Annotated in this window: 20 protein-coding genes; 17 read left to right on the top strand and 3 right to left on the bottom strand. The window is 73.4% G+C overall.

Annotation, left to right across the window (positions count from 1 at the left end; genetic code table 11):
* Positions 1-398: 398 nt before the first annotated feature.
* From NYF13_RS19355 to NYF13_RS19335, 5 genes are read left to right on the top strand one after another with little or no spacing between them, the layout of a single operon-like run.
* The gene (locus NYF13_RS19355; protein WP_315658589.1) at positions 399-1,412 is read left to right on the top strand and encodes an aminotransferase class I/II-fold pyridoxal phosphate-dependent enzyme; all 1,014 of its coding nucleotides are present in this window, start codon (positions 399-401) and stop codon (positions 1,410-1,412) included.
* Positions 1,409-2,410 carry a polyprenyl synthetase family protein gene (locus tag NYF13_RS19350; protein WP_315658588.1) on the top strand — a complete coding sequence of 334 codons (1,002 nt, stop codon included), beginning with the start codon at positions 1,409-1,411 and terminating at the stop codon, positions 2,408-2,410. Before NYF13_RS19355 ends, NYF13_RS19350 begins: the two co-directional genes overlap by 4 nt.
* Complete coding sequence (locus NYF13_RS19345; protein WP_315658586.1) at positions 2,400-3,404, top strand: UbiA family prenyltransferase; 1,005 nt, start codon at positions 2,400-2,402, stop codon at positions 3,402-3,404. Before NYF13_RS19350 ends, NYF13_RS19345 begins: the two co-directional genes overlap by 11 nt.
* Complete coding sequence (locus tag NYF13_RS19340) at positions 3,401-5,068, top strand: prenyltransferase/squalene oxidase repeat-containing protein (protein ID WP_315658585.1); 1,668 nt, start codon at positions 3,401-3,403, stop codon at positions 5,066-5,068. The genes NYF13_RS19345 and NYF13_RS19340 overlap by 4 nt, the downstream gene beginning before the upstream one ends.
* Positions 5,065-6,333: an NAD(P)/FAD-dependent oxidoreductase gene (locus NYF13_RS19335; protein WP_315658584.1), complete on the top strand. Its 1,269-nt coding sequence runs from the start codon at positions 5,065-5,067 to the stop codon at positions 6,331-6,333. The genes NYF13_RS19340 and NYF13_RS19335 overlap by 4 nt, the downstream gene beginning before the upstream one ends.
* 68 nt (positions 6,334-6,401) lie before the next feature.
* Here NYF13_RS19335 and NYF13_RS19330 read toward each other — a convergent pair whose 3' ends face one another.
* Positions 6,402-7,406: a methyltransferase gene (locus NYF13_RS19330; RefSeq protein WP_315658582.1), complete on the bottom strand. Its 1,005-nt coding sequence runs from the start codon at positions 7,404-7,406 to the stop codon at positions 6,402-6,404.
* Positions 7,407-7,547: 141 nt separating this feature from the next.
* Here NYF13_RS19330 and NYF13_RS19325 point away from each other — a divergent pair, with 141 nt between their 5' ends.
* The 10 genes from NYF13_RS19325 to NYF13_RS19280 all read left to right on the top strand — a co-directional run bounded on the left by NYF13_RS19325 (position 7,548) and on the right by NYF13_RS19280 (position 16,849).
* Positions 7,548-8,378 (top strand): TauD/TfdA family dioxygenase, encoded by an 831-nt coding sequence (locus NYF13_RS19325; RefSeq protein WP_315658580.1) that lies wholly within the window; start codon positions 7,548-7,550, stop codon positions 8,376-8,378.
* A gap of 4 nt (positions 8,379-8,382) precedes the next feature.
* Positions 8,383-9,579, top strand: a complete 1,197-nt coding sequence (locus tag NYF13_RS19320) for a cytochrome P450 (protein ID WP_315658578.1) — start codon at positions 8,383-8,385, stop codon at positions 9,577-9,579.
* Positions 9,580-9,768: 189 nt separating this feature from the next.
* Positions 9,769-10,548, top strand: a complete 780-nt coding sequence (locus NYF13_RS19315; RefSeq protein ID WP_315658576.1) for an SDR family oxidoreductase — start codon at positions 9,769-9,771, stop codon at positions 10,546-10,548.
* A gap of 128 nt (positions 10,549-10,676) precedes the next feature.
* Entirely contained in the window at positions 10,677-11,348 is a 672-nt protein-coding gene (locus NYF13_RS19310; protein WP_396287620.1) for a DedA family protein, read from the top strand.
* Positions 11,348-11,989 carry a phosphatase PAP2 family protein gene (locus NYF13_RS19305; protein WP_315658575.1) on the top strand — a complete coding sequence of 214 codons (642 nt, stop codon included), beginning with the start codon at positions 11,348-11,350 and terminating at the stop codon, positions 11,987-11,989. Before NYF13_RS19310 ends, NYF13_RS19305 begins: the two co-directional genes overlap by 1 nt.
* A 110-nt stretch (positions 11,990-12,099) precedes the next feature.
* The gene (locus tag NYF13_RS19300; protein ID WP_315658573.1) at positions 12,100-13,728 is read left to right on the top strand and encodes a GAF domain-containing SpoIIE family protein phosphatase; all 1,629 of its coding nucleotides are present in this window, start codon (positions 12,100-12,102) and stop codon (positions 13,726-13,728) included.
* A complete protein-coding gene (locus tag NYF13_RS19295) occupies positions 13,725-14,822 on the top strand; it encodes a cobalamin-dependent protein (protein ID WP_315658571.1) in 1,098 nt (365 codons plus the stop codon). Before NYF13_RS19300 ends, NYF13_RS19295 begins: the two co-directional genes overlap by 4 nt.
* A complete protein-coding gene (locus tag NYF13_RS19290) occupies positions 14,819-15,184 on the top strand; it encodes an STAS domain-containing protein (RefSeq protein WP_315658569.1) in 366 nt (121 codons plus the stop codon). The genes NYF13_RS19295 and NYF13_RS19290 overlap by 4 nt, the downstream gene beginning before the upstream one ends.
* Positions 15,185-15,546: 362 nt before the next feature.
* Complete coding sequence (locus NYF13_RS19285) at positions 15,547-16,263, top strand: trypsin-like serine protease (protein ID WP_315658568.1); 717 nt, start codon at positions 15,547-15,549, stop codon at positions 16,261-16,263.
* A gap of 34 nt (positions 16,264-16,297) precedes the next feature.
* Entirely contained in the window at positions 16,298-16,849 is a 552-nt protein-coding gene (locus tag NYF13_RS19280) for a snapalysin family zinc-dependent metalloprotease (RefSeq protein WP_315658566.1), read from the top strand.
* A 145-nt stretch (positions 16,850-16,994) separates the two neighbouring features.
* On the opposite strand, the gene NYF13_RS19275 is transcribed toward NYF13_RS19280, so the two are convergent.
* Positions 16,995-17,993, bottom strand: a complete 999-nt coding sequence (locus tag NYF13_RS19275; protein ID WP_315658565.1) for a phospholipase D-like domain-containing protein — start codon at positions 17,991-17,993, stop codon at positions 16,995-16,997.
* A gap of 216 nt (positions 17,994-18,209) precedes the next feature.
* Positions 18,210-18,686: a MarR family transcriptional regulator gene (locus NYF13_RS19270; RefSeq protein ID WP_315658564.1), complete on the bottom strand. Its 477-nt coding sequence runs from the start codon at positions 18,684-18,686 to the stop codon at positions 18,210-18,212.
* A gap of 84 nt (positions 18,687-18,770) precedes the next feature.
* On the opposite strand from NYF13_RS19270, the gene NYF13_RS19265 reads away from it, so the two are divergent.
* Together NYF13_RS19265 and NYF13_RS19260 are read left to right on the top strand one after the other, a co-directional pair.
* Positions 18,771-20,018, top strand: a complete 1,248-nt coding sequence (locus NYF13_RS19265) for an FAD-dependent monooxygenase (protein ID WP_315658562.1) — start codon at positions 18,771-18,773, stop codon at positions 20,016-20,018.
* Positions 20,019-20,135: 117 nt separating this feature from the next.
* Positions 20,136-21,017, top strand: coding sequence for a hypothetical protein (locus NYF13_RS19260; RefSeq protein ID WP_315658561.1), 882 nt, complete (start codon positions 20,136-20,138; stop codon positions 21,015-21,017).
* Positions 21,018-21,142 lie beyond the last annotated feature (125 nt).

Genomic DNA, 21,142 nt, shown 5'->3' with positions numbered 1-21,142 from the left:
AGCTTGCGGCGAAACGCGCCGGGTGCCGGTGCTTCCGTATTCCGGGGTGACCGGGGCCGCGCCCGTTCCGGGCGATTTCGCAAAGAGACCGAACGGCTGCCTCCGTTTCGGCTATTGCGGTTCTGCCGAACGGGGTAGCCCGGGTTGGTCCTGCGGGAAAAAACCGAGAGCTACCGCCGATGGGGTGCCCCCGCCTGTTCGGGGCCGTTCGTGGCGAGACGGAGGTGCGGGCGGGCAGATCTGCCGCTCGTACGCTTGACAGCCGGATTGAAGCAGTTTATCGGGGATAGCGATTGCGAATTACACTATTGTCGTTCGGGAATTGCGCCAATAGTGTATTGACCGTGGATCGGCGAAGATCGTAGGGTCGAGGCCGCCCCCTCGGGAAGGTTCGTAAATTGAGTCGAATCATTCACCAATTGGCGTTCAACGAGAATCATTGGCCCATGCTGCCGGGGGTGCGCGAGGCGTTGGCCGGCTCGCTCGCCGACGTCAACCTGACCGGCGACGCGCTCGCCGGGCGGCTGGAGCGGAGACTGGCCGAGGACCTCGGCACCACGGCGGGCCGGGTGGTCGCCGGTGCGGGCTCCGGGGCGTTGCTGCAGCAGTTCCTGGCCGCGCACTGCGCCCCCGGTTCCACCGTGGTGCACACGCAGCCGTCCTTCGACCTCTACCCGCTGCTGATCCGCAACGCGGGAGCGGAGCCGGTCGAGGTGCCCGCGGGTCCCGGCGACCGGCAGGACCCCGCCGCACTGGCCGGGGCCGTCACCGGGCGGACCCGGGTGGTGCTGGTGTGCAACCCGAACAACCCCACGGGAGAGGTGGTGGGCGTGGCGTGGCTCGAGTCCCTGCTCGCCGCGCTGCCGCCGGAGGTGCTGCTGCTGGTCGACGAGGCCTACCGCGAGTTCGCCGATCCGGCGGCGATCGGCGATCCCACCACGGTGGCGGATCCGCGGCTGGTGGTGGTGCGCACCTTTTCCAAGTCCCACGGACTGCTCGGCCTGCGGGCGGGCTACCTGGTCGGGGCGGCGGAGGTGGTGGGTCCGGTGCGGCGGACGGCGCCGTTCCACCGCGTGCCCACCGTCGCGCAGGCGGCGGCGCTGGCCGCGCTCGAGGCCGGCGACCGGATGCGCGCGCAGTGCCGCGAGGTCGCCGCGGAACGGGACCGGGTCCGCGCGGGCCTGCTCGAACTCGGCTTCGACGTCCCGCCCAGCGGCGGGAACTACCTGTGGGTGCGCCTGGGCCCGCACAACCAGCGGTTCATCGATCACCTGGCCGCGCACGGGGTGCTGGTGCGGGAGGTCGCCGGGGGCGTCCGCGTGAGCACCGGGCTCCCGGAGGCCAACGACGCCGTGCTGTCGGCGGCCCGCTCGTTCGCCGCCCGCCCGCTCACCCCGGAGGTCGCGCGATGACCGGCACGATGAGCGAAGCGCTGGAAGCCGGAGACCGGTCCGAGGTGATCCGCGGCGCCCTCGTCCGGCGGCGTTCGGAACCCGGCGACCGGCTGGGCGAGCTGACCCACTACGCCATGGCCGTACCGGGCAAGCTGCTGCGCCCGCTGATGCTGGTCACCTCGGCGGAGGCGGTCGGCGGCGGCGCCGGGAACGCGCTGCCCGCGGCCGTGGCGGTCGAGCACCTGCACGTGGCCTCGCTGGTGCACGACGACATCATCGACGGCGACGAACTGCGCCGCGGCCGTCCTTCGGTGCACGCGCGGCACGGCGTCGCGGACGCCATCGTGACCGGGGACGCCCTGCTGTTCGACCTGTTCGCCGCGGTGGCCGAATGCCGCGCGCCGGCGGAGGTGGTGGTGGCGGTCGTCGGCGAGTTCGCCCGGGCGGGCGTCGACCTGTGCCGCGGACAGGTGCTCGAATCGGCGATGACCCCGCCGGGCCCGGGGGCGCCGGGGAGCCGGCTGGCGGACTACCTCGAGGTCGCCGCGCTGAAGACGGGTGCGCTGTTCCGCGCCGCCTGCCGGGCCGGGGCGCTGCTCGGCAGCGGTTCGGCCGCCCAGGCCGAACTGCTCGGCGACTACGGCCGGCACACCGGAGTGGCCTTCCAGATGTACGACGACCTCCTGCCCTACCTGGGTTCGGGCGAGTCCGGCAAGCCCGACACCAGCGATGCCGCCAACCTCCGGCCGACCTGGCCGGTGCTGATCGCCCACCGCGACGGCGGGCCGGAGCACCGCGAGGCGGTCGAGACCGCGCTCTCCGGCACGCTCGCCCCGGCGCAGGCCCTGGAATCGCTGCGGTTCGCGGTGCTCGGCAGCGGCGCGCTGGGCACCGCGCGCCGCCTCGCGCGGGAGCGCTCCGGGGTGGCGGTGGCGCGCCTGCGCGAGCTGCCGGGGACCGAGGCCGCGGACCGGCTGGCCGGTCTCGCCGAGATCGCCGTCGACCGTGACCGCTGAGGCCCGCGCCCCCGGGATCACCCGCCGGACGGTGCCGGAGCGGGTGCGGGCGCACTGGGAGACCTGGCGGCCCTACACCACGTGCTACCCGGCCCTGCTCGGGCTCGCCGGCGTGCTGGCCGCCGGGGGCCGGCGGCCCGCCGAGATCACCGTCGCGGTGCTGGCCCCGGTGCTGGGCTGGATCTCCGGGCACTACCTCGGCGACCACTTCGACCGGCACCTGGACGCGATCGCGAAGCCGCAGCGGCCGATCCCGTCCGGCCGGATGTCCCCGGCCGTGGCGCTGAGCGCGGGCATCGCCTGTGCGACGCTGTCACTGGCGTTCTCGATCGCGCTCAACTGGCGGGTGCTGCCGGTCTTCGCGCTGGCGATGGGGGGCATCGTCGCCTACAGCGCCGTGTTCAAACGCCTGGGGTTCAGCGGAAACCTGAGCCGGGGCGTGCTTTCGGCGCTGGCCCTGGCCATCGGCGCGATGACCGCGGCGCCCTGGCCGCCGCCGGCCCTGGCGCCGGTGGCGGTGGGATTGCTGTTGCACGACACCGCGTCCAACCTGATCGGCACCGTGCGCGACGTCGACGGCGACCGGGCCGGCGGGTACCGGTCGGTGCCGGTGCGGCACGGGGTCGCGGCGGCGGTCGGCCTCGCGTCCGGGCTGTGGCTGGCGGGCATCGCCGCGATCGCCCTCGGATCGCTGGTCGCCGCCCGGCCGGTCGCCCAGCTCTCGCTGGCCGCCGTGGCCGCGGTGATCGGCGGGATCGCGCTCGCGGTGGCGCGCCCGGTCGCGCTGACCGCCCGGCGGGCGCTGCGCTCGCACGAGCTGCTGGTCGCCGAACGCCTGGTCCTCACCTCGGCGGTGGTCGCGGGGGCGGCCGGCTTCGGCGTCGCCCTGCCGGTGCTGGGGCCGGTGCTCGTCTTCTCGCTGGTGCTGCAGGGCCGCATGCGGTCCCGGCACGAGTTCCCGGATGCTCCACCGAACGAGGGAGAACGGCCATGACCCCGGTCCACGCCGGCACGGCGGAAGAACTGGAGACCGCCATCGCGGCGGGGGCGCGGGAACTGCTCGGGGCCCAGCGCCCGGACGGGGTGTTCGACTTCGGGGCGAGCACCCTGCGCTCCACGCTGGCGACCGCGGGGGCGATCACCGCGCTGCACTTCGCCGACCCCGGCGGGGCCGCGGACCTGATCGCCACGGGCGCCGAGCGGCTGCGCCGCACCCGCAACGACGACGGTGGCTGGGCCATGGTGCCCGGCCGGCCGAGTGAACCCGGCCCGACCGCGGTGTCGGCGGCGGCCCTGCACCTGATCGACCCGGACGGCCACGCGCCGGAGGTCGAGGCCGGGCGGAAGTGGATGTCGGACTACGGCGGCCTGGAGGCGATCCCGCACCCGGAGGTCGTGTTGTGGTGCCGCCAGTTCTACGGGTTCGCCGGCTGGCTCGCCCCGGAGCGGATGCGCCGGTTCCCGCTGGAGCTCGCGCTGGTGCCGGGCCTGTACCGGCGGCTGTTCGACCTGCGGCTGCCGATGGCCTCGGCGCTCGGGCTCGCGCAGGTCCGGCACCGGCCGCTGACCCGCTGGCAGCGGTCGCTGGCCCGCCGGGCGGAGCCGAACGCGCTGCGCGGCATCCGGCAGGCCTTCGAGCACGAGGGCTCGGCCGGCTCCTGGTCGGAGGACGCCTGGGTGACCGGGCTGGTGTGCATCGGCCTCGCGCGGGCCGGGCTCGGGCCGGACATGGTCGAGGCGGCGGTGCGGTGGTTCCGGCGCACCATGCACCCGGACGGCTCGTGGGCGACCACCCCGCTGGACGCGGCCTGGACGATGTACGCCGTGCGCGGCCTGATCGAAGCCGGCTACCGCGACGACGAACGGCTGGCCGTGTCCCGGGACCTGTTCGTGCGCCTGCAGCAGCGCCGGCCGTTCCTCGCGTTCGCCTGCCCGCCGGGTTTCTGGGGCTGGTCGGGCGCGGTGGGCTGGCCCGCGGTGCTGGAGACCGGCGAGATCGTCTCCGCGCTGGCCAAGCTGCCCGGGCGGGCCCAGGCCGAGGCCGTCCGCACCGGCGCGGCCTGGCTCGGCAACCGCCAGGACCGCCGGGGTTCCTGGGGGCTCTGCGTGCGCAACACCAAGGTGGCCAACAGCGGCCCGTGCCCGATGACCACCGCGCAGGCCGTCGACGCGCTGCTCGACGCGGGCGGTCCGCCGGCCGGCCGGCCGATCCGGCGGGCGGTGCGGTGGCTCGGGCGGGCGCAGCGGCCCGACGGCAGCTACGAGTCGGTGTGGTACCGGGAGCACACCATGGGCACCGCGGCCGTGCTGGAAACCCTGGCCCGCTGCGGCGAAGCCGACGGCGAAACGGCGAGGCGCGCCCGGTCGTGGCTGATCCGCACCCGCAACGACGACGGGTCGTGGGGCGACGGCCACGGTGCCCCCGGCACCGTGGAGGAGACGGGCTGGGCGGTGTCGTCCCTGCTGGCGGCCGGAGAGGAACCGGCCGCGGTGGCCGCCGGGGTCCGGTGGCTGCTCGACGTCCGGGTCCCCGGCGGCGGGTGGACTCCCGCACCGGTGCACGAATACGTCCGGCGGGTCAGCCGCTACGCGAACCCGGGGTTCACCCACGGCATGGCGCTGCGGGCGCTGGGCCGCTACCGGGCGGTGGCGCGATGAGCGCGCCGGACGTCGTCGTCTGCGGGGCCGGCGTGGCGGGACTGGCCGCGGCCTGCGCGCTGGGCCGGCTGGGACAGCGGGTCCTCGTGCTGGACAAGCAGCCCGTGCCCGCGCCGGTGGCCAAGGGGGAGGTGCTGCAACCGGGCTCGCTGGCCATCCTGCACGACTGGGGCGTGACCGGCCGGCTCGAAGCCGCCGGGGCGGTGCGGTTGTCCCGCCTGGTCGCCCGGGCCGCGGACGGCTCGCCGCGCATGGTGCTCGACTACGCCCGGCTCCCGGCCGCGCAGCCCTGGCTGCTGGCCCACGACTACCAGTCCATCCTCGCGGCGTTGACCGATGCGCTCCCGGAAGGGGTCGAGGTGCGCCGAGGCGTGCCCGTCCGGGGTCCACTGTGGAGCGACGGCCGGGTGGCCGGGGTGCGGTGCGACGACGGCGACATCCCCGCGAAACTGGTCGTGGCGGCCGACGGCGTTTCCTCCCGCCTGCGCACCGCGGCCGGGCTGAGCGCGCACCGGCAGGACTACCCGCATCGCCTGGCGGCGTTCGAACTGCACGACGTGGCCGAGCTCGAACCGGATTTCTCGGCCTACGTCACCGAAGGCGGGCTGCGGCTGCGCTACCCGCTGCCCGGCCGCCGGGTCCGGCTCTACGTCCAGGTCGCGCCGGACGAGCTGCGGGGCATCGGCCCGGACGGCCTGCGGGCGTGGGCGGACCGGGTGCTCGACGGATGCGCCGGACTCGCCCCCCTGGCCCCGTCGCTGCGCGCCGGGCTCGAGCACCGGCAGGTGCTGCCGGTGTCGCGCTCGTCCGCGCGCACCCTGGTGGCGCCGGGGATCGCGCTGGTCGGCGAGAGCGGCCACTCGGTGCACCCGATGGCGGCCCAGGGCATGAACAGCGCGATCGCGGACGCGCACGAGCTGGCCGCGGTGGTGCGCCAAGGCGGCACGCTGGCCGCGGCCGTCGTCGACCACGCGTTGCGCCGCTACGACGACGCGCGCCGGCGGAATCTCGCCCACATCGGCCGGACCAGCCACAACGCCGCGCGGATGATCACGACCCGGTCCTGGGCCGGGCGGCGCGCACTGGCCGGCACGGGCCGCAACGACCGCATCCGGCACGAGGTCATGCACACGATGTCCGGGCTGGGAGTGCGCCGGCTGACCCCGCTCGACCGGCTGCACCAGATCGAGCTGCTGCCCGACCCGCGCGCGGCGCGGCTGCCGGCCTGGGTCGACCGCGCCGTTCCCGGGGATCCGGCCCGATGAGCCCGCGCCGGTTCGCCGGCGGACCGCCCCGTCCCCCCGGGCCCGGGCGGGGGAACGGGCCGGGGGAGTCACCCGCGGGCGTACTCCAGGACCACCAGCCCGTTCGCCCCCTCGAGCCGGTCGAGCCGCACCAGCCCGGCCGCGGCCGCGAGCGCGTCGAAGTCCTCCGGCCGCCGTTCCCGGCCGCCCAGCAAGGTCAGCGACTGCAGGTCGAACGACGAGTTGTTCTTGGCGTGCTCCGCCCCGGCCAGCACCTCCACCACGAGCACCCGGCCGCCGCCGGTGACCGCTTCCGCGCAGCGGCGCAGGATCCGGGTGGCGTCCGCGTCGGGCCAGTCGGTCAGCACGCGGGAGACGATCACCACGTCGTGCCCGGCGGGCAGGGGGTCGAAGTAGCTGCCGCCGACGAACTCGGCCCGGCCGCCGAGCCGGGCGAGGAACTCCTCGGCCTCCGGCCGGACCTCGGGCAGGTCCAGCGCCGCGCCGCGCAGGTGCGGGTGCGCGCCCAGCACGGCCGCCAGCAGCGCTCCGGTGCCACCGCCGACGTCGAGCACGCTCGACGCGGCGCTCCAGTCGTGGCGGGCCGCGAGCTCCGGGCCGGTCTGCCAGGCGAACCCGGCCATGGTCGTGCCGAAGAACGAGCGCAGCCGGTCGTCCTCGCGGTAGTCCGCCCAGAAGTCCCGGCCGTGCACCGCGCCGTAGGCCGACGTGCCGGTCCGGACCGCGTGCAGCATCCCGCTATAGGCCAGGTCCATCTTCAGCCCGGGACCGTCGGCGTCGAGCCACGAGCGCAGCAGCGCGTTCCGCTCGTCCAGCAGGGCCTCCGACACCGGGGTCAGCTCGTGCTCGCCCGCCACCGGCTCGGCGAACAGCCCGACCGCCACCAGGTGGCGCAGCAGCCGGGCCAGCGCGTCCGGGTCGGTGCCGGAGGCCTTCGCCAGCGCGTCGGTGGTGGTGCACCCGTCCCGCACCAGCTCGGGCAGCTTCAGCGCCACGGCGGACCGCACGGCGAACGGCGTGGCGAGGTCGACGAGAGCGGCGAGCGCGGCGGTGCCGGTGGTCTCACTGGTCACAGTGGTCCTTTCAGGAATGTCCCGGAGGAGGATCAGGTGGCCTTCTGAAGATTGCACGGAAAAACGTTCCGGACAAGGTTCCGGAACTATTCGTCCATCCTTTCCGCGGTAGGCGGAACGGCTATCAGGAATGAGTGGGAAATGAGTTCTCTCGAGGTTCGGCCCCTCTCCGGGGCACTGGGGGCCGAGATCGGCGGCGTCGCGCTCGCCGACGTCGACGACGCCCTGTTCGCCCGGATCCACCAGTTGCTGCTGGAGCACCTGGTGCTGTTCTTCCGCGACGAAGCCGGGCTCACTCCCGCCGACCACAAGGCGTTCGGCACCCGCTTCGGGCCGCTCGAGGTCCACCGGTTCCTGCCCAAGCTGCCCGAGCACGAAGAAATCGTCGTGCTCGACTCCGACCAGGGCGCCAAGGCCGACGTGTGGCACACCGACGTCACCTACGCCCCGTCCCCGCCGATCGCCTCGGTCCTGCAGATCGTGCAGTCACCGGAAATCGGCGGCGACACGATGTGGAGCAATCAGTACCTGGCCTACGAGGCGTTGTCCGAGCCGATCCGGGAAATGGCCGACGGGCTCACCGCGCTGCACGTGTTCGAATACGGGGACTTCCGCAGCGAGGCCGAGCACCCGGTGGTCCGGGTGCACCCGGAAACCGGCCGGCGGTCCCTCTACGTCAACCGCATGTTCACCCGGCGCATCCCGCAGCTGACCGCCGAGGAAAGCGCGGCGCTGCTGGCCACCCTGTTCGCCGTGTCCGAGAGCCCGCAGCGGGTGTGCCGCTTCCGGTGGACCGAGGGGGCGGTCGCGGTCTGGGACAACCGCGCCACCCAGCACTACGCGGTGAACGACTACGCGGCCCGCCGGGTCGGCCGGCGGGTGACCGTGCTCGGCGACGAGCCCCGGGGCGACGGCGCCCGCTGGCCGCACCACCAGGTGACCGGGATGAGCGCGACCGCGGTGAAGGACTGACGCCGTGGACGAGCAGAGCTTCATGACGCTGTACTGGCAGGATCCGCACCGCGCGCTGGGCCACGCCCGCGAGCACACCCCCGTGCGCGAGGTGACCTTCGAAACCGGGCCGACCTGGCTGGTCACCCGGTACGCCGACGTGCGCGCCGGGCTGGCCGACCCACGGCTGGCCAAGGACTACCGCGCCGCGCTGCCGGCCGAGGAGCGCGCGGCCGCGCCCCCGGGGCTGCCCGCGCCCATGTCCCACATGCTCACCTCGCTCGACCCGCCCGACCACACCCGGCTGCGCGGACTGGTGGCCCAGGCGTTCACCGTGCGCCGGGTGGCCGAGCTGCGCCCCCGCGTCGAAGCCATCGCCCGGGACCTGCTCGCCGGCCTGCCGTCCGGGGAGCCGGTGGACCTGGTGGCGGACTACGCGATCCCGCTGCCGATGGAGGTGATCTGCGCGCTGATCGGGGTGCCGGAGCTGGACCGGGAGGACTTCGCGCACTGGTCGACGGTGCTCATCGACGAGTGCCCGGAACCCGAGCTGATCCGCGCCTCGGCCCAGCTGGCGGACTACCTGGGCGGGCTGGTGGCGCTGCGCCGCGAGGAACCGGACGACGCCCTGCTGTCCGGGCTCATCGAGGCCTCCGACGGCGGGGAACGGCTGTCCGACCTCGAAATCGTGGCGATGGCGATGCTGCTGCTGATGGCCGGCCACGAGACGACGGCGGTGTTCGTCACCAACAGCGTGCGGGCCCTGCTGTCCGACCCGGCGGCGCGGCAGCGGCTGAAGCCGGACACCGCGCCGGAGCTGATCGAGGAGCTGCTGCGCTGGGTCTCGCCCGCGCTCAACGCCTCGCTGCGCTTCGCCACCGAGGACCTGGAGATCGGCGGCGTCGCGATCCCCCGGGGCGCCTCGGTCACCCTTTCCACCGGCGCCGCGAACCGCGACCCGGACCGGTTCGCCGCCCCGGACGGGCTCGACCCGGACCGCGAGACCGCGGGCCACGTCGCGTTCGGGCACGGCATCCACCGCTGCCTCGGCGCGGCCCTCGTGCGGCTGGAGGCGGAGGTGGCGCTCACCGCGCTGTTCGGCCGCTTCCCGGACCTCCGGGCCGCCGCGGCCGAGGAGGAGCTGACCTTCCGGCGCAGCGTGCACGTCCACGCCCCGAGGAAGTTCCCCGTGGTGCTCGGGCCGCCCAGCCCCGGGGGCTGATCCGGGAAGCCCGCCGATCCGCGGGCCCTTCCGCCCAGGCGGGGGTGCCCGCGGGGACGGCGAATCCACCCCCGGCTCGCGCGTCCTCCACCATGAGGCGAGTCGCTTGACTCACCACTTGCGCCGCAGTAGCTTGGCGTCGAGGCGAGTCGATCGACTCACCATCGGGATCGCAGGGAGGACCGCGTCATGGGGCGCTTCGACGAACAGACCGTTCTGGTCACCGGCGGCACCGGCGGGCAGGGCGCCAGCCACCTCCGGGCCTACCACCGGGAGGGGGCGAACGTGGTCGTGGCCGCGCGTTCCGAAGAGGCGGGCCGGGAACTCGCCGCCGAACTCGGCGAACGGGCGCTGTTCGTCCGCCTGGACGTCACCGACGAGGCCGCCTGGACCGCGGCGGTCACCGAGACCGAACGCCGGTTCGGCCCGATCGCGGTGCTGGTCAACAACGCCGGCGTCCAGCATTCCGCGGTGCCGATCGAGGCGGTCGACCGGCGGGTCTGGGACCGCGTCCTCGAAGTCAACCTCACCGGCACGTTCCTCGGCGTCAAGACCGTGACCCCGTCACTGCGCCGCAACGGCGGCGGGGTGATCGTCAACATCGCCTCCACGATGGCCCACGTCGGCAGCCCGCTCTACGCGCCCTACGTCGCCGGCAAGTGGGCGGTGCGCGGGCTGACCCGGACCGCCGCGCTGGAGCTGGGCCGGTACGGCATCCGGGTCAACTCCATCCACCCCGGTGTCATCTCCACCCCGCTGATCGCCGAGCCGATCGACGGGCAGCCGCCCATCGCGGACTTCTACTCCCCGGAGCCCTACGCCATCCCGCGGCTGGGCACTCCGGCCGAGATCACCGCCCTCCTGCTCCACCTCACCTCGGCCGAGGCCGCCTTCGTCACCGGCTCGGAGTTCGTCGCCGACGGCGGGCTCCTGCTCGGTCCCGCCCTGCGGCCCGAACCGGCGGCCTGACCGCGGCTCCGCCACGCCGGAGCCGCTCGCCCGCTCCGGCCGCCGGTGGAGGGGGAAGCCGAAACTTACTACAGTGATGTAGAATTTCTACATTGACGTAGTTGTAGTTCGTTCCGGAGGAGTGATCCGTGGGATCTGCTGTGTCCGCCGCCGTCGTGGCCGGAGAGTCGCTGGGCGGCAGCCTGCTCGACCCGAAGTCGCTGCTGGCCACGTTCGGCCCGATCGGGGTGTTCGTGGTGGTGTTCGCCGAAACCGGGCTGCTGATCGGGTTCTTCCTGCCCGGTGACTCGCTGCTGTTCACCGCCGGGGTGCTGGCCGCGACCGGTGCGGGCTCGGCGGTGCACGTGTCGCTGCCCGCGGTGCTCGTGGCGGCCGCGCTGGGGGCGGTGACCGGCGCCCAGACCGGGTTCCTGATCGGCCGGCGCGGCGGCGGCGCGCTGCTGGCCCGGTCGGGGAACCGGTACCTGCACGAGGGGATCGCGCGGGGTTCGGTGCTGCTGACCCGGTACGGCTACGGCAAGGCCGTGGTGCTGGCCCGGTTCGTCCCGGTGGTGCGCACGGTGCTCAACCCGCTGGTGGGGGTGGCCGGGATGCCGGCCGGGCAGTTCGCGCGGTGGCAGGTGCTCGGCGGTCTGCTGTGGACGGCCGGGGTCACGGCGGCGGGGTACCTGCTGGGCGCGTCGGTGCCGGATGTGGACACCTACCTGCTGCCGATCATCGCCGTGGTCGTGCTGCTGTCGCTGAGCCCGTTGCTGGTCGAGGTGGTCCGGAGCCGCCGGGCGAAGCGGGAGCGGGCCTGATGTCCTTCGATTCGGGGCTGTATGAGGACGTGACGGATTTCGCGCAGTCGGTGGGCTGGCTCGCCGGGCCCGCGGAGGTCTTCAGCGAGTACGGGGTCGTGCTGGTGGCGCCGGTGATCCTGGCCCTGCTGTGGCGGGCCCGGCGCCGGAGCGCGGCGGAGCTGGCAGCGGCGGTGTGGGTGCCGGTCGCGATCGGGGTGGCGCTGGTGTTCGACACGGTGCTGAAGTACGCCTTCGCCGAGGTCCGGCCGTGCCGCGTGGTGCCGGGCGCACACCCGCTGCTGCCGTGCGACCCGCCGGCGGACTACGCGTTTCCCAGCAACCACACGGTCATCGCGGCCGCCTTCGCCGCGGCGGTGCTGCTGGTGCACCGCCGCTGGGGCTGGTGGTCGATGGCTTTCGCGGTACTGGTGGCGATTTCGCGGGTGTACACCGGCGCGCACTACCCGCACGACGTCGTGGCCGGGCTGGCCGTCGGCGCGGGGGTGGGGCTGCTGGGCCTCGCCGTCATACCCCGGCTGGCCGAGCTCGCGGGCCGGTTCCGGGACCACCGGCGAGCATCCGCCCGGTCGGCGCCGCGCCGCGGTCGAGGACGACCCGGCTTCGGCTCGCGCCCACCCGGCGGCACCGACCTGCGGTAACGGGGGTGTCTGTTGCACGGGCGGTACCGGTGGGGAAAACTTGACAGAAGCAGAGAGCTGTCCCCTGAGCGAGAACGAGGTGAAGGACCGCTTCGCGTGTCCTGTGTGTGGTGGATCTCAAGCGGGTGGAACCGGCGGCGCCGGCGACCGTTTCGCGGTGGAGTTCAGCCCCTTACCCGGTCGTCGTCACCGACGCCGGGAACGTGGTGCTGGACTTCAACGCCGTCGCGGCTCGGCTGTTCCCCCGGCTGAAGGCGGGTGCTCCGGCGGCGTCGGCGGCGCCCGGCTGGCCCGAGGGGCTGCACCAGGGCGTGGTCGGCGGGGTGCGCGACGCCGGAGAGCTGTGGGATCGCGACTACGAGGCCAGCCCGGTCGAGCAGGAAGACGGCTCGGTGACCTGGTGGCTCACCGAGAACACCGATGCCCGACTCGCCGAGACGGCGCTGCTGACCGAGCGACGGCGAGCGCAGTTCCTCTCCGAAGCCTCGACCGCCTTGCTGGGCTCGCTGAACCTGGACCGCTGCATGCAGGTCGCCGGGGAGCTGGCCGTGCGGCACCTGGCCGACGCCGCGCTGCTCATCGCCCCGGCGGTGCAGCGGGGCTTCCCGGCCCTGCTGTGCGTGCGGGACCGCGAACCCGAGCGGGTCGAGCTGGTCGCCGACCTCTCCGACGTGCCGGGGCTGGCCGAGGCCCTGCAGGGGTTCCCGCCGGTTCCTTCGCGGTGGATCGATCCGTCGTCGGCGCCGGAGTGGCTGCTCCCGCGCGAGTTCGGGACCGTGGGCTCGATCGTGGTGACGCCCCTGCCCGGGCACGGGGTGCCGGCCGGGGCCCTGGTGCTGCTGCGCAAGGCCGAGCGCGCGGCGTTCAGTGAGGACGAAGAGGTCTTCGCCCGGTTGTTCGCCGCCCGGTCCGGGGCGGCGATGTCGGCCGCGCGGATGTTCGCCCAGCAGTCGTCGATCACCGAGACGCTGATGCGGGAGCTGCTGCCGCCCACCCTGCGTGAGGCGGCGGGGGCCGAGTTCGCCGGCCGGTACCGGGCGGCGATCGACGCCGAGCGCGTGGGCGGGGACTTCTACGACGTCCACCCGGCCGCCGACGAGGGCCAGGAGTCGCTGGTCGTGCTGGGCGACGTGTGCGGCAAGGGGCTCGAGGCGGCGGTGCTCACCGGCAAGGTGCGCAACACGCTGCACGCCCTGCTGCCGCTGGCCGCCGACCACCACCGCGTGCTGAGCATGCTCAACGACGCCCTGCTCAACTCCCACCACACCCGGTTCGTCACCCTCGCCCTCGGTTCGGTCGCCCGGCTGGCCACCGGGCTGCGGGTGCGGCTGACCTGCGCGGGCCACCTGCCCCCGCTGGTGGTCCGCACGAGCGGCGAGGTCGAGGTGGTGGACACGATCGGCACGGTGGTGGGCGTGCTGCCCGAGATCGAGACCACCACCGTCGAGATCACCCTGGCGCCGGGGGAGACCTGCCTGCTCTACACCGACGGCATCACCGAGGCCCGGGGCGGCCCGCTGGGCGACCGGATGTTCGGCGAGCAGCGCCTGCGCGAGGCGCTGGCCCGCTGCGCCAGCATGCCGGCCGAGGCGATCGTCGAGCACGTGCACATGCTGGCGGCGGAGTGGGCCGGTGAGCGCAACCACGACGACATGGCCGTCCTGGCCATCACCGCGCCCCGCGGGCAGCACCTGACCGCGGTCGGGGGCTCGGGCCGCGGCCGGTACACGGCGGCATGAGCGCTCCCGGGAAGACCGGCGCGGTGGCGTCGGTCCAGGAAGTGGCCGACCGGCTCTGGGCCGCGGCGGTCGGCGGCGACGAGTACACCGCGGGCGACATCGTGCGCCAGGCGGTGGGGACCGGGATGGCCCCGGAGACGGTGCTGCTCGACGTGGTGGGCGCGGTGCAGCGCAAGGTGGGCGAGGAGTGGGCGGCCAACCGGCTCACCGTCACCCAGGAGCACGCGGTGACCGCGATCAACGACCGGGCGATCGCCGCGGTCAGCCTGGCCTCCGGCCCAGCGGACGGGGCTCCGCTCGGCCGGGTGACGGTGGCCTGCGTGGACGGGGAGTGGCACTCGCTGCCGGCCCGGCTGCTGGCCGAGGTGCTGCGCCTGCGCGGGTTCCGCGTGGACTACCTGGGCGCGCAGGTCCCGGCGGCGCACCTGATCGCCGATCTGCACCGCACCGGCCCGGACGTGGTCGCGTTGTCCAGCTCGATCCCGACCCGGCTGCCCGCGGCGCACGCCACCATCACCGCCTGCCAGGCCGCCGGGGTCCCGGTCATCGCCGGGGGCGCGGCCTTCGGGACCGACGGCCGGTACGCCCGGCTGTTCGGCGCCGACGGCTGGGCGCCCGACGCCCGCGCCGCGGCCGAGCTGCTGGCCCAGCGCCCGCCCGGCCCGCCGCGCGGCGGCCACCAGGCCGTGGACGATCTGCCGCACCTGCTCGACCAGGAGTACACGATGATCTCCCGGACCTCGGCGCTGCTGGTGAAAGCCGTGTTCGCCGGTCTGGAGGAGCGGATCCCGGCCGTGCGCGAGTACACCGAGCTCCAGGCCCAGCACACGATCGACGACCTGGCCGGCATCGTCGACTACCTGAGGACCTCGGTCTACGTCGACGATCCGGGGCTGTTCACCGGGTTCCTGGGCTGGACCGCGGACATCCTCACCGCCCGCGGGGTCCCGGCGGGCTACCTGACCCCGGCGCTGGACATCCTCGGCGACGAGCTGCGGGACTTCCCGCGGGCCACCGAGACCCTGGCCCGCGCGCGAGCCACTCTCCCCACCCCACCCTGCCCCGCCGACCTCGATTCCGGAGGCCGACCATGACGTCGCCGAACCTGTTCGCCTGCACCTGGACCAGTGCGCACCCCGGCGTCGCGCGGGTGACCGTGACCGGCGAGCTCGACTTCGACACCCACGCCCGCCTGGTGTGCGCCGTGCAGGAACTGCTGGCCGAGCCCGCGCACTGGACCGACGTCCACCTCGACTGCGGCCGCCTGGCGTTCTGCGACTCGTCGGGGCTGTCCGGCCTGCTCATGGTCCGCCGGCTGGTCCACGGGGCCGGGGCGCTGCTGCACGTGGACCACCGGTCGGCCGAGCTCGACCGGTTGCTCAAGCGCACCAACCTGCTGACCCACTTCACCGACGCGGCGGCCGAGACGGCCCAGCACTGGCGGCAGGAGACCTGACGCCGGCGCCCCGGCCGAGGTCGGAGCGAACCCTCTCCGCCCGCGCCACCGCGCTTCACCCTTGATCCGCGCCCGAACACAGTGGTGGGCGCCTTCCGGTTTCCCTTGTGCATTTCGGAAAACGACGCGCCGAAAATCTCATCGTAGAGAATCGCGATAAATGCGTGTACCGACGAAAGTCGGGTGTGCGACCAGTGAAATCCGCCCTCCTTTAGATGGTGTCCGGATGTCCGCTTTGCTGGGACTCTGTGATCCGACGTGGGCACCGGCGCTCGCCGAGCGAGATCCCGGCCGCGCTTTCCCACAGTCGCGTGCTGGCCGTATTTCCTCAGTGGAAGATTGCCTCGGTGAAAGGGAAATCGATGCGAAAGATCCTGCTGGCCACCTTGGGTGCGTGCGCCGTGCTGTTCGCGGCGGCGGCGCCGGCGTCCGCGGCGGAGCCATCGGCCGCGGCGCAGCCGTCCATCATCGGGGGCGGCAACGCCACCGAGACGTATTCGTTCATGGTGGCGCTGGACAACGGCTGTGGCGGCAGCCTGGTCTCCTCGCAGTGGATCGTCACCGCGCACCACTGCGGTGGGGCGTCCCAGGGCCGGATCGGGTCCACCGACATCAATTCCGGTGGTGAGGTCGGCCGGATCGACAAGGTGACCACCAACCCCGGCACCGACCTGACCATGATGCACCTGACCCGGCCGGTCAAGGCGACCCCGGTCCCGCTGGCGCAGAGCAACCCGGCGGCGGGCACGAAGGCGCGGCTGCTCGGCTGGGGCTGCGTCAGCTGGCCGAACTGCCAGACCCCGTCGACCCTCAAGCAGATCGACCTCTCCGTGCTGGCCAGCAGCCGGTGCGCGGCCGGCGGCGGGGGATCGGGCGACGTCTGCATCTCCGGTGACCGGGCGCATTCCGCGTGCCACGGCGACTCGGGCGGCCCCGCGGTCGTCGGCTCCTCCGGCCGGTGGACGCTGGTCGGCGAGACCCACGGACCCGGGGACAACGGTCCCGAATGCGGCACCACCACGCTCTACACCGGCATCGCCCAGTACCTCACCTGGATCAACCAGCGGATCGCCAGCTGACCCCGGCCGGTCACCCTTACGGAGAGGAAGAACCATGACTCTGCAACGCTTCGGCCGGCTCGCCGCCGGTGCCGCCGCGATCCTGCTCCCGCTGGCCGGCGGCCAGGTGGCCAGTGCCGCCATCGCTCCGGCCGCCGCTCCGGCCGCCGTGGTGGACCTGCACTACGACGCCTCGGGTGTACCCGACTACCGCTCCGAGGCCACCCAGGCCGCCGCGAACTGGAACAACGCCGAGCACAACGTCCGCCTCAGCTCCGGTGGCCGGGCGACGATCATCCTGCACGAGGTGACCGGCGGCGGTTCCTACACCCAGACCGACGGCCACGGCCACGGCGACATCTACATCGACCGCGACCAGGTCGCCGAGGGCAACGACCCGACCCGCATCCTGGCCCACGAGTTCGGCCACAACCTGGGCCTGCCCGACCACTACAGCGGTCCGTGCTCGGAAATCATGTCCGGTCACGGCCCCGGGACCTCGTGCAAGAACGCGAAGCCCAACGCGCAGGAGAGCGCCCGGGTGGACCGGAACTTCGCCAACGGCCTCGCGGCCGTCCGCACCCCGGCCCGGCACGTCTACCGCTGAACCCCCGGCCGCTGAACCCCCGGCGCCCGCAGACCGCCCACCGCCGGTCTGCGGGCGCCGGCCCCGTAGCCGAGGCCGATCAGCCGGCCGGGTTCGATCAGCCGGCCGGCGGCCACCCGGCCGCCGGAGCACCCGGCCCGGCCGGTCAGTCGGTCCAGGGCCGGGCCCCGGCGAAGTCGCCCTCCACAGTGGAATCGACCGGATCGAGCACGGCGGGATCGCTGGTGATCAGGCCGAGCTCCCGGTTTCCGGTCAGGGAAGCGTGGGAGAAGTTCTCCGAACCGACGAACACCCTCGCCGAGGGCTTGCCGTAATCGGCGACGATGACCTTGGCGTGGATGTAGAGCGATTTCTTCGTGTTCGCGTAGGTGCCGACCTGGACGCCCGCGTCGACCAGGGTGTCGAAGTTGTCCCGGTAACTGCTGTTGTAGGTCATCGTGACCTTCACCGCGACCCCGCGCCCGGCCGCGGCGGTCAGCGCGTCGACCACCGCGGGCAGCGCCATCTCCTCGTTCTCCACCGCCAGGCTGGTGGTCGCGGAATCGATCAGCTTCAGCAGCGCGGACTGTGAATTGGTCGGGCTCCACACCAGGTCGTCACCGGTCGGCGGGGTGATCTCGTCGCCGGCGAAGTCGGCGTCGAACACCTTCTCGATCGCGCTGACGTCGGCGCCGTCCCGGTCGACCACGCCGAAGTCCCGGCCGGTCGCGTAGTACCGGCTGGTCAGGTTGCCGGACAGGATGACCGACGTCCGGCCGTCGACGGTGAGGGTCTTCTGGTGGGTGGCCTCGAATTCCTCCGGGGCCCAGACCGTCGGCACGCCGTGGGCGTTGAGGTAGGTGTAGGCGGCCTGGTTGTGCTTGGCTTCGCGCTGGTGGTCCAGGATCACCCGGACCTTCACCCCGCGCCCGGCGTCGGCGACCAGGTCGTCGCGTGCGGTGGTGTCGACCAGTTCGTACATGGTCAGGTCGAGCGTGCTTCGTGCCGAGCCGATGGCGTCGTACACCGACTGCCAGTGGTCGCCGGGCTCGGTGAAGACCGTGTGGGCCGGCGATGAGGCGGCCGGAGCGGCCAGGGCGGTTGATGAGGACCCGAGTACGGCGATGGCCGCCACGGCCACACCGGTCAATCCGATCGTGCGCATTCCAGAGCCTTCTTCCGGGACCGGAAAAGCTGGGGACAATGTCGGAAAATGGAGGATTCGCGACATTTTCTGGCTGCGCCCGCAAGGGTGCGCGGTGGTTCACGCTAGCGTTCGCCCGATATTCGAACTACCGGCCGACTGCGTGAATCACCCACGCACGAAACGGCTTTGTGGTGATCAATCGCTCGTATGGGAGCTGAAGCTGGTCACCGAATCTCACTCGTCGGCGGGGGAGTGCGCCACGAATTCCTTCACGACGGCGGTCAGGCGGTCGACGGCGGTCTCGATGAGGGTCAGCTCGGCCTCGGTGTAGCCGGCCAGCACGTCGTTCTGCCGCCCCGCGAGCCGGGCGAAGAACGCGTCGGCCGAAGCGTGGATGGCGGGCGTGGAGTGCAGCGTGACGACCCGGCGATCGCTGTGGCCACGGGTGCGGACGATGTGACCGGCGTCCTCCAGCCGGTTGAGCAGGGTCGAGGTGGCCCCGGTGGTCAGGAGGATGTGCTCGGCCAGCCGGGCCGGGGTGATGGGGACGCCCTGGTCCTCGGCGGTGAGGATGGCGACCATCGCGGCGGCGTCGGTGGTGTGCATCTGCTTCGTGCGGGCGAACAGCCGCCCCAGCTCGTTCCCGGCCGCGGCGAACTCCCTCAGCTGGGGCACGACGCGTTGTTCCGGCGCCCGCTCCTCGGCGTCCATGTGGTGACCTCCTCGATCGTGGGGTAACTTATCACTGGGTCAAGTAGCTTGATGATGAAACTAGTTTAGGAAAGAGGGATTCTCATGACGGATCGGATCCGGCCCCGCGTCCTGGTCACCGGCGGCAGCATCGCCGGTCCGGCGCTGGCCTGGGGCCTGCTGCGCGAGGGCTTCGAGCCCGTCGTCCTCGAGCGATCGCCGCGGCGGCGCGGGGCCGGGCAGAACATCGACATCCGCGGGCTCGGGCACGAAATCGTGCGCCGCATGGGCATCCGAGACGCCGTGCTCGGCCGGCTCACCGGCGAGGCCGGCACCCGGTTCATCACCGACACGGGCCGCGTCTACGCCGAGGTCGCGCGGCAGGAGGGCCAGGACGGGCCCACCGCCGAACTGGAGATCCTCCGCGGGCAGCTCGCCGACATCCTGCTCGACCGGATCGCCGACGACGTCGAGATCCGCTACGGGGACTTCGTCGCGGGCGCCGACCAGGACGCCACGGGCGTCGACGTGCGGTTCGATTCCGGCCGCCGCGAACGGTTCGACCTGCTGCTGGTGGCCGAGGGCCGCAGCTCCCGCACCCGGCGGCTGCTCCTGCCCGAGCTGACCACCTACCGCGACAAGGGGCTGAACGTCGCGTTCGGCACGATCGACCGCCGCCCGGAGGACGACGACTGGTGGTACTTCATGACCACCACCCAGGGCCGGGTGGTCAACGCCCGGCCGGACAACCTCGGGACGATCCGGGCCAGCCTGAGCTTCCCGGAGCGGTCCGCCGGGTTCGAGGCCCGGCCCGCCGCCGCCCAGCTCGAGATCCTGCGCGAGCTGTTCCGCGGAGCCGGCTGGAAGACCGAGCGCATCCTGGCCGGGTTCGAGGCCCGGCCCGAGGAGTTCTACACCGACCGGTGGGGCCAGGTCGTGATGTCCCGGTGGAGCGAGGGCCGGATCGGGGTGGTCGGCGACGCCGCGTGGGGCTCGGGCCCGACCGGGATGGGCACCACGCTGGCCCTGGTCGGGGCGCACGTGCTCGCGGGCGAGCTCGGCCGCAGCCGGCGCGAGCCGGGCGATACCCACACCGGCGCCTTCGCCCGTTACGAGCAGTTGCTCCGGCGCTATGTCGACCGCGCGCAGGGGCTCGCCCCCGGGATGCCGCGCCTGATGCACCCGTCGACCTCGGCCGGGGTGGCCGTGACCCGGAGGCTGCACCGCGTCATGACCTCCGGGACGCTGCGCCCGGTCGTGGAGAAGCTGGTGATCACGACCCAGCGGAACGAGCCGCGGCTGCCGGAGTACCCGCGGCTTCGCGCGCAGGCCCCGGTCTCGCCCGCGGAATGACGGCCGGTGCGTGACTTTCGGGCAATCCCGCCCCGGCGGCGTTTCGGACAACCTCGAACCGGGTTCCCGCGTCCTACGGACAAGATCCAGGTCAAGGCAGTGGGAGGGGTGCCGGAAATGAATTTCACCGCGAAGGAGCCGATGAAGCTGGCGATGGTGGGCGGGGCGATCGCCGCCACCGCGCTGCTTTCCGCTTGTGGCGGGAACACGGGCGCAGGAGCCGGTTCGCCGGTCAAGGCCGCGTCGGCGGCGGCGTTCGAGCAGGTGCCGCAAGGCGGCGGGCCGGGGGCGGCTCCCGGCGGTTCCGCCGGGAGCGCCGCGTCCCAGGGAGACGTCGACTGCAGCCGGCACGGCGGACAGGTCGGCCCGGCGGGCGGACCGCAGATGGACCTGATCGCGAAGGTCTCCACCGACGGCAGCATCCCGGGGTGCACCGAGGCGTTCACGGTGATCGCCGCCTACTACCAGAAGGTGCCGACCGAGGGTGAGGGCCCGGGCCGGCGGGTGCTGAACGCCGAGGGCGACTGGGACTGCGCGCTGCTCGACCCGGCCGCCCGGCCGGGTGTGGTGCGGTGCGGGAAGGGCGCCACCGGACTGGCGATCGAGACCGCGCCGAGCGCCGGGACGGCCCCGGCGCCGGCCCCCCGCAAGTTCCCGAACACCACCCAGCAGGTGCAGTTCACCGGGTACGACTCGGCCGAGGACATGATCCGCTTCCAGCTGGTCGCCCACCACGACGGCGGCCCGGACGACGGCACCTGGGACCCGGTCGACGACACGACCTACCGGCTGCCGATCCAGTCCGGGGCCGAGGTGCTCAGCGCGGCCACCATGTGCCCGGGCGAATCGGCCACCATCGGCGACGACGGCCTCGGCACCGGGCCGTGCAGCCGGGACGAGCTGCTGGAGAAGCTGAAGGACGTGCACCCGATCCTCGCGCAGATCGTGGTGAACGGCGACGACCGGATCACCTCGATCAAGGAGATCTACCACCCCTGACCCGCTCACCCGCGAAACCGGCAGCCAGGCCCGCGGCCCGGCTGCCGGTTTCGTCGTCCCCGGCCCACGGCCGGTCTCCGTGAGGATTCCGGCTGGGCGATGCTTCACGGCAGCCGGCGTATCGT

The sequence above is a fragment of the Amycolatopsis sp. PS_44_ISF1 genome, assembly GCF_032335455.1.
GTDB lineage: Bacteria > Actinomycetota > Actinomycetes > Mycobacteriales > Pseudonocardiaceae > Amycolatopsis.
Note: the sequence above shows the minus strand (reverse complement) of the source record. Positions and strands in the feature narration are given on the sequence as shown.

Bases quoted from the DNA above. Each gene is read 5' to 3' on its own strand.
- NYF13_RS19335 (WP_315658584.1), top strand. From the start codon at position 5,065: ATGAGCGCGCCGGACGTCGTCGTCTGCGGGGCCGGCGTGGCGGGACTG.
- NYF13_RS19305 (WP_315658575.1), top strand. From the start codon at position 11,348: ATGTCCTTCGATTCGGGGCTGTATGAGGACGTGACGGATTTCGCGCAG.
- NYF13_RS19295 (WP_315658571.1), top strand. From the start codon at position 13,725: ATGAGCGCTCCCGGGAAGACCGGCGCGGTGGCGTCGGTCCAGGAAGTG.
- NYF13_RS19315 (WP_315658576.1), top strand. From the start codon at position 9,769: ATGGGGCGCTTCGACGAACAGACCGTTCTGGTCACCGGCGGCACCGGC.
- NYF13_RS19350 (WP_315658588.1), top strand. From the start codon at position 1,409: ATGACCGGCACGATGAGCGAAGCGCTGGAAGCCGGAGACCGGTCCGAG.
- NYF13_RS19270 (WP_315658564.1), bottom strand. From the start codon at position 18,686: ATGGACGCCGAGGAGCGGGCGCCGGAACAACGCGTCGTGCCCCAGCTG.
- NYF13_RS19290 (WP_315658569.1), top strand. From the start codon at position 14,819: ATGACGTCGCCGAACCTGTTCGCCTGCACCTGGACCAGTGCGCACCCC.
- NYF13_RS19280 (WP_315658566.1), top strand. From the start codon at position 16,298: ATGACTCTGCAACGCTTCGGCCGGCTCGCCGCCGGTGCCGCCGCGATC.
- NYF13_RS19275 (WP_315658565.1), bottom strand. From the start codon at position 17,993: ATGCGCACGATCGGATTGACCGGTGTGGCCGTGGCGGCCATCGCCGTA.
- NYF13_RS19340 (WP_315658585.1), top strand. From the start codon at position 3,401: ATGACCCCGGTCCACGCCGGCACGGCGGAAGAACTGGAGACCGCCATC.
- NYF13_RS19285 (WP_315658568.1), top strand. From the start codon at position 15,547: ATGCGAAAGATCCTGCTGGCCACCTTGGGTGCGTGCGCCGTGCTGTTC.
- NYF13_RS19265 (WP_315658562.1), top strand. From the start codon at position 18,771: ATGACGGATCGGATCCGGCCCCGCGTCCTGGTCACCGGCGGCAGCATC.
- NYF13_RS19260 (WP_315658561.1), top strand. From the start codon at position 20,136: ATGAATTTCACCGCGAAGGAGCCGATGAAGCTGGCGATGGTGGGCGGG.
- NYF13_RS19325 (WP_315658580.1), top strand. From the start codon at position 7,548: ATGAGTTCTCTCGAGGTTCGGCCCCTCTCCGGGGCACTGGGGGCCGAG.